Raw genomic sequence first — 15,157 nt, forward strand, 5'->3', positions numbered from 1 at the left:
AATAGAGGTGGACTGATTCATATTTGGGGATATGTCTCTCAATAGCTTTTATAAATGCTATGGAGTTTAACACAAGGATATCTGAAGTTTTTAATGGGTCTTCATTTAAAGTGGCCAACGTTAACAGATCAAACATACCTTCCAATATGATTAATTGCTTGCTGTTTTTTTGGATGTAGGTATAGGATTTGGGGCTGCTACTGTTTTTAAAAATCTTATTGCGTAACTCCCAACCGTTTTTAGCGTTCCTTAACCCAATGGCGAAATACTGGGTCTGATTATATCTGTACCAAACTTCTTTGCAATGGGTTCTGGCAATCTTTAACGAAATCCCTCTAAGTTTTACATATTGGACTAAAGCAGGATGTATGATTTCTTGAACTTTAATGATTTCAATATGAGCACCTGTCATTATGTTAATAGCCGTTGTATCCCACTGATGTCGTTGTTCCATTATGTTAATTGGAATGGAGTCACTTAAATACACCAGGGTGTCTTGTATAGAGCATTTTAAAATTCTACTTACTAAATCTATCACGTTTCCTCCAACACCCTCACCATGGTCGTACCATCTGTTCTTGGTTCTGGAGACTTTCAAAGAGGCTTGGGTTTCTGACCTGAAAGGACTCAGAAACCAAGCTTCTTTTTCCGTTGTCCTTTTGGGAAAGTGCCCTAATTTTTCCAGTGCTTTTTCCACTGAAAAATCTCGGGCTGTTTCACAATTTAATTTTTTTCTTTTCATCAGCTAAATAATTTCTTTTTTCTATTTTCACCTACCTAGTTACCTAAGCCGCTATTCATAAGGGTTAAGGCCTTAGGTTAGTTCGAAATTCACCTTACCTTTCCTACCAATCAGGTAAGTTGGAAGGGAAATAGGTAACCTAGTTTTTATTAATCTTACCTAAGAAATTCTCTGTATCTATAAGACATTTAAACCTCTTAGGTAACTAGGTAGGTTGTTTTACCTGTTTATAGGTAATTCCACTTCCCATGGACTGCTTTTAAAAGTTGATTTTGCCAAATATCCATAAACCTGTCTCTTGGAATGCTTCACGCGCTGAAAGTTAAAACCCGTAAAAGCTTTGCCTATATTTACTTGGTTCAATCTTACATTTAAACAGGACAATGCGACCATGACATCGGATGCCGTTACAAAATCTTCGATGTCGGTCGATTTTTCATAATACTTGGCAACCAGTTCTTGTTCTGTGGTGAGATTGGTATATTTCTTATTACGTTCTTCGTTTTCGCAAATATCCTGAATGGATAGTTCTGGATTAAACGTAGTGTCTTTGTAAGCTAAATGATATGCTTGCGTCCATACCTTTTTGATATCAACCTCTTTTGAATACGCAAAATCAATTTGATCCTTTAGCTCAAAGCACAACCAACGCACAGAACCCGTTTCATCATTAAGAAAGGAAGACATATTGGTTGATCCCACAAAAGAACATATTCTGGGCAGGGTTGTGTTTTTTCTATCATAGGGCAATCTTTCATTGATAAAGGTCTTAGAGAAAAAGGCTTTAAGAGCATTGACATCTTTTTTGGAAAGCACCGCCAATTCATCCAGGTTATAAAGAAAATTTCTGCACAGTTGAATTCTTGCATCCTTATCATTACTGATATCCTCGGCCATATATTCGCTCAATTCAGGAGGGCATAAGTATCTGCACCAGGTCGACTTCCCTGAACTTTGGCCTTTATGGCTGATTATCAAGGCCTGTTTATTGAAATAATTGGGTTCAAAGGCGCATCGTATGGCCCGAACCAACCATTTCCTTAAGTGGTATAAGAAAGCATCATCGTCATAGGTAGGTACATAGGAAGCTAATTTAGCAATATGGTCCAACCCGTCCCATTCAGGGAGGACTTGAAAATACGCTTTAATAGGGTTGTGTTTTTTGATAAGCTCTGACTTGATCAAGATCTCAAGCCTAGCGGAACTAATATCAACTCCTGCTTTGGCCAACTCTATGATCAAAGAGTTCACATTGAGATAATGCCATGATTTGTCCCCTTTCAACGATATCTGAAAATCATGTGATATTTCATTATAAAAAATGTCATATTTTGAACATAGATATTCGTAGGTATAATCATAAATTGTTTTCTTTTTGGGGTCTTTAACAAGATAAAGACCATTGTTTGTTGAAGCCATGTCATACGGTCTAGAAAACGGCGAAAAGTGTTGCCATTGAATTAAAAAAATGTTTTTGGAATTGGATTTCTTTACCTTCTTTTATTTCTAAAAGTGTATGCAATGGCTTCCGCCTCAATCTCATTCTTAGATTTACGACTATTTTGCAGTAACCATTCCACAAGTCTCTTCTTCTCAAAAAAGAGCATTTTTCCGTTGGGTTTAGAATGTGGAATTTTTCCGGAAGCCGTTAGTTTATAAAGATAGCTTCTGGATATACCTGTATAGTCACAGGCTTCGTCAAAAGTCAAAACTTCTTTGTTTCCAATGAGTAGTTTTTCTAAACGATTTAATCGTTCAAGAATTAAAATAGTGTCCATTTTTATTGTTTTTAAATTTATAAAATGAACAAAAGCGCTTTTGCCTTCCCTTATGGGATTATGGTAATAAAAGTATAAAATGTGGCTATTGAAAGAAAAAATAAAATCAATTAGTTATTCACAAATATTTGATAAACAACTTGTTAAAATAAAATAAATCAATTTTTATGACTTAATGACAAATATATTTTGAATGATATCATTTGGTATCATTTACCACAAAACTAAATGACCAAAAAATGACAGTTTTTGAATAGAATTAGAGTTATTAACAGTTAAAAAAGGTATAATAAAAATTTTGAAAGTGTAAACATCAACTTTACCTCCATCTAATCATCAAAATTTTTCAAATACAACATCCTTAGAATGATAAATTAATTTAAAAATTTTATCATTAATTAAAATTATGATAAGAAAAATGCATTTTCTTATCATAACAAGTTATCTTTGTAAACAAAATTAACATTTTTATACATAATGGAATCTGAAAATTTAAGACCTCTTCCTCTAAAACAGGATATTGAAAGCAAAAAAGTACTAAAAAAATTAGCTTCAGCACACAGGGCATTAGCTGAATTAAAAGGTATTGTATCAAGTATTCCTAATGAAAATATTTTAATAAACACATTAGGTCTTCAGGAAGCAAAGGACAGTTCTGCTATCGAAAATATTATTACAACTCATGATGATATCTTTAAAGCTGAATTAAATTTAGATGGTTTTAAGTCTTTAAATGCAAAAGAGGTCCAGAATTATATTTCTGCATTAAAAAAAGGATTTGAATTAATTAAAAAAAATAGAATATTAAAAAACAATGATATTATTACAATTCAATCCGAATTAGAAAAAAACAATGCTGGTTTCAGAAAAGTCCCAGGAACAAATTTAAAAAATGCAACAACAGGAGAAATTGTATATACACCACCTCAAGACTATAATACTATAAGAGATTTAATGAAAAATCTTGAACAATATATAAACGATCCAACAATGTCTGATTTTGACACGTTAGTCAAAATGGCTATTATCCATTATCAATTTGAAAGTATCCATCCATTTTATGATGGTAATGGAAGAACTGGACGTATCATTAATGTATTATACCTAGTAATGAATGACTTACTCAATTTACCTGTACTCTATTTAAGTCGTTACATTATTGAACATAAGGTAGATTATTATAAGCTTTTACAGGAGGTTAGAGAAACTGATAATTGGGAAAATTGGGTTTTGTACATGTTAGATTCGGTGGAACAAATTTCAAAGGAAACTATCGTTTTAATTGGAAAAATTAGAGATTTAATATATGAATATAAAAATTTATTGAGAAACAATTACAAATTTTATAGCCAAGACTTATTAAATAATTTATTTAAGCATCCATATACAAAAATCGAGTTTATAGAAAATGATTTAGGTGTCTCCAGGATAACAGCTTCAAAATATTTAAATCTATTAGCTAAAGACAATGTACTAAAAAAAGAAAAATTAGGTACTGGAAACTATTATGTTAATGAGAGATTAATAAAAATACTAACTCTTAGAGATTAAATACTGCTACTCCATATTGATGAAGGCTATTAAAAACAAAAAGTAATACACTATTACTTTTTGTTTTTAATTCGTCAATGGATAATTGCAAAATAAACTTTGAATAGTATTATGTCGTTTTGACCTTCTTATCAAAACCCAAATGTTAAAGTATGTTAAATCGAGACCAATTCGGTGACCTATAAAAACCGGACCTTTCTTAAGCCCTATAAACACTAGAAAGTTAAATTTATGGTCGTTGTCTCCGACTCCACAAATAACCCTTGTATAGTCAATATATACGAGGGTTATTATTTTTAGTTGACAATATAGTTGACATTTTTTTATGTAATTTTAGTGATATCTAAAACTCATGATACAACGGGATAGGTCGGACAAGGTGATGAAAGTGATCATAGCAATAATTATTGTAAATCCTTTTAATAGCTTAGGATGAAAAGAGTTTTTAAGCGGCTCAAAAAATTCCGTTTTCAGTGGTTTGCTTTAACCTTTTTTTGCATTCATGTGAGAAATTAAAAAAAAATCAAAAAGATGAAACTAATTGATAAACCTATCTCCAAAATATTACTACTTGTTTTCATAAGCTTGACATATCTTTCTTGTAGTAATTCAGATTCACCTCCTGATGACCCTATTGATAATCCAACGCAAGAAATACTTCCAGCAAATTTAGTGCTAAATGTAACGGTATTAAATACTGATGCCACAAATCCAAATGGAGATGGTTCCGGAAAAATACAATGTACAGCAACTGCAGATAATGCTGTTAAATACGGTTTTATATTTGGTAATGCTTCAGAAATACAAAATACTACAGGCACCATAGATTATACATTTACTGAGCCTGGAACTAATAATTATACCATTTCGGTAATTGCTTATTCAAGTACAAACAATACAGTTAGCACATTTAAGATAACTACTGTATATGTAACTGAACCCGAACTGCAACTAGTTTGGTCTGATGAATTTGATGTAGATGGAAGTCCAAATCCCAATAACTGGGGGTATAATATTGGAACAGGATCTAATGGTTGGGGAAATGGCGAAAGTCAATACTATACAGATAGAAGTGACAATGTAATTGTAGAAGGTGGCTTGTTAAAAATTACAGCAAAAAAAGAAAGCTATAGTGGTTCAGAATATACTTCAGCGCGTTTGTTAACTCAAGGCAAATATGAATTTACCTATGGCCGCGTAGATGTGAGAGCAAAATTACCAGAAGGTGATGGCACATGGCCGGCTATATGGATGCTGGGCGCTAATATTAATACTGTAGGCTGGCCAGCTTGTGGAGAAATTGATATTATGGAGCACTGGGGATACGACCCAGGAAAAGTTCATAGTGCAACACACACTACAGCATGCTCAGGAGCTTGCACTAGTGCAAGGGTGGGCACAACAAATTTACCAGATTTTTCAACTGCATTTCATGTATATTCCATTGAATGGGATAAAAATGAAATACGATTTTTAATTGACGGTGTATTTAAATACAAATATGCACCAGCTACAAAAACCAATGATAATTATCCTTACACTGCAAATCAATTTATTATACTAAATGTAGCCATGGGCGGATCATGGTTTACAATAGATCCTAATTTCACAGAATCTACAATGGAAGTTGATTATGTTAGAGTTTATCAATAATTTTTTACAAAACAAACAAAAATGAACAAACACATATTTACATTTGCTTGCATTACTACGCTTTTTTTATCAATAATTAGTTGTCAAACTACTACAAAAGATTCATCAAAAAAGTCCGTAGACAAAAAAGTAGACTCTTTATTGAGCATCATGACTCTTGAAGAAAAAATTGGACAAATGAATCAGTACAGTGGTTTTTATGATGTTACGGGTCCTGCACCTTCAGCAGGAGACGCTGCCAATAAATACAAACATTTAGAACAAGGTTTAGTAGGCTCTATGCTAAATATCAAAAGTGTTAAAGAAGTTAGAGCATTTCAAAAAATAGCTGTTGAAAAAACTAGATTAGGTATTCCTTTGTTATTTGGTTTTGATGTTGTTCATGGTTTCAAAACATTAACGCCAATACCACTCGCAGAATCTGCTAGCTGGGATTTAGAAGCTATTAAAAAATCTGCAGAGAATGCTGCAATTGAAGCCTCTGCGGCTGGTATTAACTGGACATTTGCTCCCATGGTAGACATTTCAAGAGATGCACGATGGGGAAGAGTTATGGAAGGCGCTGGAGAAGACACTTATTTAGGTAGCTTAATAGCAAAAGCAAGAGTTGAAGGGTTTCAAGGAGAAGATTTATCAGCAAATAATACGATAGCGGCCTGTGCTAAACATTTTGCTGGTTATGGTTTTGGCATAGCGGCTAAAGAGTATAACACTGTAGATATGAGTTTAACCATGTTGCATAACGTTGTATTACCTCCTTTTAAAGCCGCTAAAGATGCTGGTGTAAAAACATTTATGACTGCATTTAACGACTTTAACGGTATTCCGGCAACGGGTAATGTGTATTTACAACGAGATATCTTAAAAAAGGATTGGGATTTTAAAGGCTTTGTAATTTCAGATTGGGGTTCAATTGAAGAAATGCGAACTCATGGCTATGCTAAAGATATGAAAGATGCGTCTAGATTAGCCGTTTTAGCTGGATGTGATATGGATATGGAATCCTATGCCTATGTAAAAAATTTAGCCGATTTAGTTAAAGAAGGTCTAGTTGATGAATCTTTAATTAATGATGCTGCAGGTAGAATTTTAAAAGTAAAATTTGAGCTAGGTCTTTTTGATAATCCTTATAAATATTGCAATGAAGCAAGAGAAAAAGAAATTATTGGCAACAATAAATTACATGATGCTTCTTTGGATATAGCAAAAAAATCTATTGTATTGTTAAAAAATAACAATCAATTATTACCGCTTAAAAAAGGAGGTTTAAATATTGCTGTTATTGGAGATTTAGCTGATGACAAATCAAGTCCGTTAGGAAGTTGGAGATTAGCAGCGGATGACAATACGGCTGTTTCTGTTATTGAAGGTCTTCAAGCGTATCCTGACAATAAAATTACTTACGCTTCTGGACCAAAATTATTTGAAGATTCACCAAATTTTGTTAATGAGATTAAAATTAACACAACAGATAAATCTGGATTTAGTGAAGCTGTAAATGCTGCCAAAAACAAGGATGTTGTAATTATGGTATTAGGTGAACACGGATTTCAATCTGGTGAAGCACGAAGTAGAACAAATTTAGATTTACCTAGTTTCCAAGAAGAATTGCTCGAAGCTGTTTATAAAGTAAATAAAAACATCGTTTTAGTTATGATGAATGGACGCCCATTGGCTATAAACTGGGCCAATGATCATATTCCTTCAATTGTTGAAGCTTGGCAATTAGGAACAGAAAGTGGTAATGCCATTGCTCAAGTATTATATGGCGACTACAATCCTAGTGGAAAATTAACCATGAGTTTTCCTCAAAATGTAGGTCAAATTCCTATTTATTATAATTATAAAAATACAGGAAGACCTCAAGCCAAAGGACCTGATCAAGTATTCTGGGCACACTACTCAGATGTTAGCAATGCGCCTTTATATCCATTTGGATATGGTTTAAGTTACACAACATTTACCTATGAAAACATTAAATTAAGTTCAGAGTCATTTAATAAAGAAGGCTCATTAAAGGTGTCTTTCACATTAAAAAATACAGGTAATTATGCAGGACGAGAAGTTGTTCAAATGTATATTCGAGATATGGTAGGAAGTACAACAAGACCTATTAAAGAACTAAAAGGCTTTGAGTTAGTTAATCTTAAGCCCGGTGAATCTAAAGAGGTTTCTTTTACTATTGATACCAAAACAATTCAGTTTTATACAGCAAACAATAAATGGGAAGCAGAACCTGGAGATTTTAAAGTATTTATCGGAGGAAGTTCTGTAACATCATTAGAAGCTGATTTTTCTTATGTAGACTAATATATACTAGATAAAAATCACATTCCTTTTAAAATGGTTAAGTTTAAGTGATGAAACCTACTTTGGATTGGATAAAAGCGATGTTGAAGTTGAATTTTCTCCATTACTTTATCATCCACAGTCGAAGAAGTAATATTAACTAAAAAGACCACAAATTAAGTAATATCATAAGGTTTTGAAAAAGTTGACAACGGAAAACCATTAATTATCGCTCCTAAAAATGGAACAAATGGTATAAGTGGCATTGGATTAAACCAAGGGCATAACCCTGGAATTATTGGCGTTAAATGAATGGCAGAAGCCAATTCCTATATAAATGACGGTCTTTTTTCAAGCAAACATGATAGATCTCACTTTGTCATCGGACAATTACACACCATTTGGGTAACCAAAAGTGGTGGTATTTTTATAAACTTCTGGATTAACGACAGAAAGCCAAAACTATCATTTTACATGAATAATACCAATATACTAGGAAAGATTTACGAAATATCTGTAGAACACCATAAAGACTTAAAAGTTAAACTTGAAAACGTATTTTTAGCGCCAGCATAGACGCAGAAGGAGCTTACTCAAAAACTCCAGTAGAACTTAAAATCCTTACCGAAGAATACGATATAAATCTCACTGGTTATCAAGGTTATATTCCAACAGAAACATTAAAAGCAGACAATCTAACAATTAAAGTAAGAAAATTATATAAAGATGTTATTTTAGCAATACATTAATTCAAATACCTAATACCTAAAAAACGCAAATGAAGAGAAGAATTTTAGTTGTAATCTTGTTAGCAGCTTATCAAACAAGCACTTTTTCACAAACTAAACAACCCATTTATAAAGATAAAAACGCTCCCGTAGAAGCACGTATTGATAATTTATTGAGTCTAATGACCTTAGATGAGAAAATCAAGCAAATGAATCAATGGACGTATGGTAAAAATGCCAATCCAAACAATATAGGCGATCAAATGAGAGCTGTAAGTCCTTTAATTGGTTCTCTACTTTACAGAAGCACCAATCCTGAATACCGTAATCAAATTCAAAAAAAGGCAATGACTGAATCAAGATTGGGCATCCCTATCATTTTTGGTTTTGACGCTATTCATGGGTACAGAACGGTATTTCCAATTCCATTAGCACAATCCTGTTCTTGGAATACGGATTTGGTAAAAGAATCTTGCGAAATATCAGCCAAAGAAAGCTGGCTTTCTGGTTTAGACTGGACGTTTTCACCTATGCTTGATGTTGCCAGAGATGCTCGTTGGGGACGTGTTGCAGAGGGCTATGGCGAAGATTCTTATGCAACATCCCAGTACGCTATTGCTGCGATTGAAGGCTATCAAGGCACTAATTTAGCCAATAAATATACCATTGCAGCCTGTTTAAAACATTATATAGGTTACAGTTTGTCTGAAGGAGGTAGAGATTACCATTACAGCGATGTTTCTATGCAAACACTTTGGGAAACTTTTATGCCACCGTTTGAAGCGGGTATTAAGGCAGGAGCAGCTACTGTAATGAGTGGGTTTAATGACATCACAGGTGTGCCTGCATCTGCTAATCATTATACCTTAACAGAGGTTTTAAAAAACAAATGGGGACATGATGGCTTTGTGATTTCAGATTGGGGTTCTGTTCGTAATTTAGTAGAACAAGGTGTTGCTAAAGACAAAAAAGAAGCTGGAATGAAATCCTTTTTAGCAGGTGTTGAAATGGATATGGTTGATAATGTTTATGTTGATTATTTACCAGAATTGGTCGCCGAAGGCAAAGTTCCTATGACAGCTATTGATGAAGCCGTTAGAAGAATTCTTCGTGTGAAAATGAAATTAGGGCTTTTTGAAAACCCTTACGTAGATGTGGTCCCTGAGGAAAAACGGTACCTATTACCAGAATATCTAAAAGCTGCTGAAGAATTAGCCTCAGAATCCATGGTGTTGTTAAAAAACGAAAAAGAAACATTGCCAATTACTTCAAAATATAAAAGCTTAGCCATTATTGGTCCTATGGTTAAAGATTCCATAAATATTATGGGCTCTTGGGAGGGCAAAGGACAACCTAAAAATGTTGAAACTATTTACGAAGGTTTGGAAAAAGAATTTAAAGATAAAGCAACTTTAAATTATGCCTTAGGATGTGATTTTGATGGCGAGGACCGAAACGGATTTAAAGATGCTCTTGAAGCCGCAAGAAAATCAGACGCTGTCATTATTTTCTTAGGTGAAAAAAAACATTGGAGTGGTGAAAATGGATCACGTTCAACCATTGCCTTACCTAAAATTCAGGAAGATTTGGTTGTAGAATTACTAAAAGCTAAAAAACCTATTATTTTAATGCTATCCAGTGGGCGACCATTAGAGCTTATCCGATTAAATAAAATAGCTGATGCGATAGTAGAAATATGGCAACCAGGCACAATGGCTGGTTCTGCCGTTGCTGGTATTTTATCTGGCAGACACAATCCTTCAGGGAAATTATCAATAACCTTCCCACAAACAACTGGCCAGATTCCTATTTATTATAATATGCGACAATCTGCAAGACCAAAATTAGGGCACTATCAAGATATTCCCAGAGATCCTTTATATTGGTTTGGTGATGGTTTAAGCTACACAACTTATGATTATAGTGACATTAAATTATCGGCAACTCAAATTAAAAAGAATGAACATTTAATAGCCGAAGTAGATGTCACAAACTCCGGTAACAGAGATGGCAAAGAAACCGTGTTGTGGTTCATAAACGATCCTGTCGCCAATATTTCCAGACCTATGAAAGAGCTTCAATTCTTTGAGAAAAAATTAATCAAATCTGGAGAAAAAGTAGCCTATCGTTTTGAAATAGATCCTATGCGTGATTTAAGTTACGTCGACAGTTTTGGAAACAACCATTTAGAAACCGGTGATTACTTTGTTATTGTAAATGACCAAAAAGTAAAATTTGAAATTGTAGATTAATCAAAATTCTTAAAACGCAAAAACTAAAAAATGATTACAAACACTAAGCTTTCAGTAAAAGAAAAAATAGGCTACGCACTAGGAGATGGCGCAGCAAATATAGCATGGCGAGGTGTTTCTACCTTCTTGTTTATTTTTTATACAGACGTTTTTGGTATAGACCCAGTTTCTGTTGGTTTATTAATGTTAGTTGCCAGATCTAGTGATGGTATCAGTGATGTCTTAATGGGTGTTATTGGTGATAGGTCTAATTCAAAATATGGTAAATTCAGACCTTGGATTCTATGGACAGCAGTGCCATTAGCACTTATTTTATCGCTGTTATTTACAGCTCCAGAATTAGGTGAGCAAGGTAAAATCGTATATGCCTATATAACCTACATACTTTTTACACTTATTTATACAGCCAATAATATTCCTTATGGCGCCCTTATGGCGGTAATGACAGGCGATGATAAAGAACGAACAAGTTTAGGCTCTTACCGTATGGTTGGTGCTTTCGCCGGTGGAATGCTCGTTCAAGGAGCACTTTTGTATTTAGTTGTTTTCTTCGGAAATGTAAACCCTAAAATTCATGTAACTGACATTCCAAACTCTTCAAACTATGAAGTTACTGTATCTGCCCCTTTAAATGTTGAAAGTGCGCGAATAAAACTAGATGAAGGCTTAGGGAAGTTTGAATATGCAGACACTACAGTTAAAGACAACGAACCAACAGCAACAAAGAGTTTCCAAATGGAAGCTAATAAAGATTATCATTTTATAGTTTCTAATTTTAAAAATCTTACGCCCGAAAATATCACAATTATTAATCAGAAAAAAGGCTATAGTCAATCCATGTATTTACTATCCGTGTTTTTAGCTATTTTTATGATTATAACCTTTTTATCAACTAAAGAACGTGTTCTACCACCTAAAAATCAAGAAAGTGATATTAAGAAAGATTTAAAACAACTATTTAAAAATAAACCTTGGGCCGTTTTATTGGTTATTGGTTTATTGTTTAATATTTACACGGCGATAAAACAAGGTATGGTAGTTATTTACTTTGCACACTATTTACATAAAGAATTATTGGCTGCCAGCTTTATGATTGCGTTAACGTTAGCATCTATAGGCGGTGCCATGCTAGTAGCTCCTTTAGGTAAAAAATGGGGTAAAAAGAAGTTGTTTATTTACGCTTTAATATTTTCTGCAGCCGTAAACTGCTTGTTTATATTTTGTGGTCCTCAGGATACTACAGCTATTTTTACAATAGGTATTATTTCTGAAGCCGCATCAGCCATGTTCCCTACCCTATTATTTGTTATGTTAGGTGATGCAGCCGATTTTTCCGAATGGAAAAACGGAAGACGCGCCACTGGTTTAATATATTCGGCAGGGTCACTTGCAACCAAATTTGGCGGCGGTATTGCGGGTGCTATCATCGGCTTTGTGTTATCTTCATTTAATTATAGTGGTCAGGATGCCGCAGCCATTGAAGGTGCCATTCCTGGTATAATTATGCTTATGAGTTGGATTCCTGCTGTTATAGCATTCGGAGCCGCAGGTATCATGATGCTCTATCCTCTTGATAAAGAAAAAATGGATCTCATAACATCCGATTTAAACGCTAAGAGAAAAGCACAACTAACAGATTAAAAATTGTATTTATATAAAATGAAAACATTTCCAAACGATTTTATCTGGGGTACTGCAACCTCATCTTACCAAATTGAAGGAGCAGCAGCTGCTGATGGCAAAGGACCATCTATATGGGATGCCTTTTCAAGTATTCCAGGTAAGACTTTTAATGGCGAAACAGGAGAAATTGCTTGTGACCATTATCATAAATTTAGAGAAGATATCCAGTTAATGAAAAACATGGGTGTTAAAGCTTATCGATTTTCTATAGCATGGGCTAGAATTATGCCTACGGGAAAAGACACTATTAACGAAGCAGGTATTGCTTTTTATAATGAATTAATTGACAACTTACTTGAAGCTGATATTACACCTTGGGTGACTTTATATCATTGGGATTTACCTTTGGCGCTTCAGCTTGAGGATGATGGTTGGCTGGGAAAAAATATTACTGATTATTTTGCAAACTATGCAAATGTTTGTTTTGAACGTTTTGGTGATCGTGTTAAAAACTGGATTACTTTGAACGAATCATGGGTGGTAGCTATTTTAGGTTATGGACAAGGCGTTTTTGCTCCAGGAAGAATATCAACTTCCGAACCTTATTTAGCAGCACACCATTTAATTTTGGCTCATGCCAAAGCAGTACAAATTTTTAGAAATAGCTATGCCCATCAAAATGGACGAATTGGTATTACTAATAATTGTGATTGGAGAGAGCCACTAACAGATAGTCAAGAAGATAAAGATGCCGCAGAAAGAGCTCTTGAATTTTTCTTGGCTTGGTTCGCAGATCCTATCTACAAAGGTGATTATCCACAGGTTATGAAAGAGCGTTTGGGTGATAGATTACCGAAATTCTCTAAAGAAGAAAAGGTAATGATTAAAGGAACGTCCGATTTCTTCGGCCTTAACCATTATACAACTATGTATGCTGCCCATTCAGATGGAACCAATAAAGACACTAATGTGTATGGTAATGGTGGTATTTCTGAAGACCAAGATGTTGATTTATCTTTAGACCCAGAATGGAAAGTCACACTCATGCAATGGGCTGTAGTTCCTTGGGGATGTAAAAAAATGTTACATTGGATAAAAGACAGGTATGACAATCCAAATATCTATATTACTGAAAATGGATGTTCTTACTCGGATGAATTGATTAATGGTGAAGTTGATGACCAAGAGCGATTAAACTTTTATAAGCACTATTTAGAATCCTGTCAAGAAGCCATAAGCGAAGGTGTTAAACTTAAAGGCTATTTTGCCTGGTCGTTTATGGATAATTTTGAGTGGGCTTCTGGCTATAAAATGCGTTTTGGTTTACATTACGTTGATTTTAAAACATTAGAACGCATCCCGAAAAAATCGGCACTTTGGTTTAGAGACGTCACCGCAAAAAACAGTGTTGATTTTTAAATCAATCTAATATAAAAATAATATAAACTAAAACAGAATAACATGAGTTACATAGCAGACGAAAAACGATACGATACGATGCAATACAACCGTTGTGGAAAAAGCGGTATAAATTTACCTTTAGTTTCACTAGGTTTATGGCATAACTTTGGAGGTATTGATGTTTTTGAAAATGGACGAGAAATGATTCTTAAAGCCTTCGATTTAGGAATTACACACTTCGATTTAGCAAACAATTACGGACCACCAGCAGGTTCAGCTGAAGAAAATTTCGGAAAGGTATTAAACACCGACTTAAAAGCTTACAGAGACGAAATGATTATTACATCTAAAGCTGGCTGGGGCATGTGGCCGGGACCTTATGGTGATTTTGGTTCTCGAAAATATTTAATTGCAAGTTGCGACCAAAGTTTAAAACGTATGGGATTAGAATATGTAGATATTTTCTATAGCCATAGACCAGACCCTAGTACACCTGTTGAAGAAACCATGAGGGCTTTAGACCAAATTGTGCGATCTGGAAAAGCACTATACGCCGGAATTTCATCCTACAGCCCAGAACAATCTAAAAAAGCCTTCGAAATTTTAAAAGAATTAGGAACGCCTTGTTTAGTACATCAACCATCTTACAGCATGTTTAATAGATGGATAGAAGATGGCCTATTAGATGTTTTGGAAGACCACGGCGTTGGTTCGGTTGTTTTTAGTCCGTTGTTTCAAGGGCTTTTAACCGATAAGTATTTAAATGGTATTCCAGAAGGTTCAAGAGCATCAAAACCAAATAGTTTCTTAACCTCAGCAGATATTAACGAAAAAAACATTGGCAAAGTAATCGCTTTAAACGAAATCGCTAAAAAAAGAGGACAAAAAATGTCTCAATTGGCATTAGCATGGGTTTTAAGAGATAAAAGAGTGACTTCTGTTATTATTGGAGCAAGTAAAGTGTCACATATTACGGATGCGGTTGGTATCCAAAACAATCTTGAATTCTCATCGGAAGAATTACAAGCTATTGAAACGATTTTAAAAGCTTAAAATCAATTTTATTCTTTTATTGCTTGTTTGTTTGTAGTAATTCTTCAAGTTAAGTATTATTTAATGGAGAACCAGACCCCAATGAAT

At 34.2% G+C, this 15,157-nt stretch carries 11 protein-coding genes; 8 read left to right on the forward strand and 3 right to left on the reverse strand.

Annotated features, from left to right (window positions below; all coding sequences use genetic code 11):
• The 3 genes from G5V56_RS14095 to G5V56_RS14105 all read right to left on the reverse strand — a co-directional run.
• The coding region (locus G5V56_RS14095) for a CHC2 zinc finger domain-containing protein (RefSeq protein ID WP_166966150.1) at positions 1–742 on the reverse strand (742 nt) is incomplete at its 3' end.
• 219 nt (positions 743–961) lie between these two features.
• Complete coding sequence (locus G5V56_RS14100; protein WP_166966152.1) at positions 962–2,161, reverse strand: VapE domain-containing protein; 1,200 nt, start codon at positions 2,159–2,161, stop codon at positions 962–964.
• A gap of 71 nt (positions 2,162–2,232) precedes the next feature.
• Positions 2,233–2,520, reverse strand: a complete 288-nt coding sequence (locus G5V56_RS14105; RefSeq protein ID WP_166966154.1) for a helix-turn-helix domain-containing protein — start codon at positions 2,518–2,520, stop codon at positions 2,233–2,235.
• Positions 2,521–2,997: 477 nt separating this feature from the next.
• On the opposite strand from G5V56_RS14105, the gene G5V56_RS14110 reads away from it, so the two are divergent.
• From G5V56_RS14110 to mgrA, 8 genes are all read left to right on the forward strand, one after another.
• A complete protein-coding gene (locus tag G5V56_RS14110) occupies positions 2,998–4,071 on the forward strand; it encodes a Fic family protein (protein ID WP_166966156.1) in 1,074 nt (357 codons plus the stop codon).
• 531 nt (positions 4,072–4,602) lie between these two features.
• Entirely contained in the window at positions 4,603–5,724 is a 1,122-nt protein-coding gene (locus tag G5V56_RS14115; RefSeq protein WP_166966158.1) for a glycoside hydrolase family 16 protein, read from the forward strand.
• 21 nt (positions 5,725–5,745) lie between these two features.
• A complete protein-coding gene (bglX, locus tag G5V56_RS14120) occupies positions 5,746–8,034 on the forward strand; it encodes a beta-glucosidase BglX (RefSeq protein ID WP_166966160.1) in 2,289 nt (762 codons plus the stop codon).
• A gap of 291 nt (positions 8,035–8,325) precedes the next feature.
• The gene (locus tag G5V56_RS14125; RefSeq protein ID WP_166966161.1) at positions 8,326–8,589 is read left to right on the forward strand and encodes a hypothetical protein; all 264 of its coding nucleotides are present in this window, start codon (positions 8,326–8,328) and stop codon (positions 8,587–8,589) included.
• A 202-nt stretch (positions 8,590–8,791) separates the two neighbouring features.
• On the forward strand, positions 8,792–10,993 hold the full coding sequence (locus G5V56_RS14130; RefSeq protein ID WP_166966163.1) for a glycoside hydrolase family 3 N-terminal domain-containing protein: 2,202 nt from the start codon (positions 8,792–8,794) through the stop codon (positions 10,991–10,993).
• 30 nt (positions 10,994–11,023) lie between these two features.
• A complete protein-coding gene (locus G5V56_RS14135; protein WP_166966164.1) occupies positions 11,024–12,634 on the forward strand; it encodes an MFS transporter in 1,611 nt (536 codons plus the stop codon).
• Positions 12,635–12,652: 18 nt separating this feature from the next.
• Positions 12,653–14,035, forward strand: coding sequence for a GH1 family beta-glucosidase (locus G5V56_RS14140; protein WP_166966166.1), 1,383 nt, complete (start codon positions 12,653–12,655; stop codon positions 14,033–14,035).
• A 42-nt stretch (positions 14,036–14,077) separates the two neighbouring features.
• Positions 14,078–15,070: an L-glyceraldehyde 3-phosphate reductase gene (mgrA, locus tag G5V56_RS14145; protein WP_166966167.1), complete on the forward strand. Its 993-nt coding sequence runs from the start codon at positions 14,078–14,080 to the stop codon at positions 15,068–15,070.
• Positions 15,071–15,157: the final 87 nt, after the last annotated feature.

This window comes from Yeosuana marina (genome assembly GCF_011762485.1).
GTDB lineage: Bacteria > Bacteroidota > Bacteroidia > Flavobacteriales > Flavobacteriaceae > Yeosuana > Yeosuana marina.

Bases quoted from the DNA above. Each gene is read 5' to 3' on its own strand.
- G5V56_RS14110 (WP_166966156.1), top strand. From the start codon at position 2,998: ATGGAATCTGAAAATTTAAGACCTCTTCCTCTAAAACAGGATATTGAA.
- G5V56_RS14115 (WP_166966158.1), top strand. From the start codon at position 4,603: ATGAAACTAATTGATAAACCTATCTCCAAAATATTACTACTTGTTTTC.
- G5V56_RS14125 (WP_166966161.1), top strand. From the start codon at position 8,326: ATGGCAGAAGCCAATTCCTATATAAATGACGGTCTTTTTTCAAGCAAA.
- mgrA (WP_166966167.1), top strand. From the start codon at position 14,078: ATGAGTTACATAGCAGACGAAAAACGATACGATACGATGCAATACAAC.
- G5V56_RS14105 (WP_166966154.1), bottom strand. From the start codon at position 2,520: ATGGACACTATTTTAATTCTTGAACGATTAAATCGTTTAGAAAAACTA.
- G5V56_RS14135 (WP_166966164.1), top strand. From the start codon at position 11,024: ATGATTACAAACACTAAGCTTTCAGTAAAAGAAAAAATAGGCTACGCA.
- bglX (WP_166966160.1), top strand. From the start codon at position 5,746: ATGAACAAACACATATTTACATTTGCTTGCATTACTACGCTTTTTTTA.
- G5V56_RS14140 (WP_166966166.1), top strand. From the start codon at position 12,653: ATGAAAACATTTCCAAACGATTTTATCTGGGGTACTGCAACCTCATCT.
- G5V56_RS14100 (WP_166966152.1), bottom strand. From the start codon at position 2,161: ATGGCTTCAACAAACAATGGTCTTTATCTTGTTAAAGACCCCAAAAAG.
- G5V56_RS14130 (WP_166966163.1), top strand. From the start codon at position 8,792: ATGAAGAGAAGAATTTTAGTTGTAATCTTGTTAGCAGCTTATCAAACA.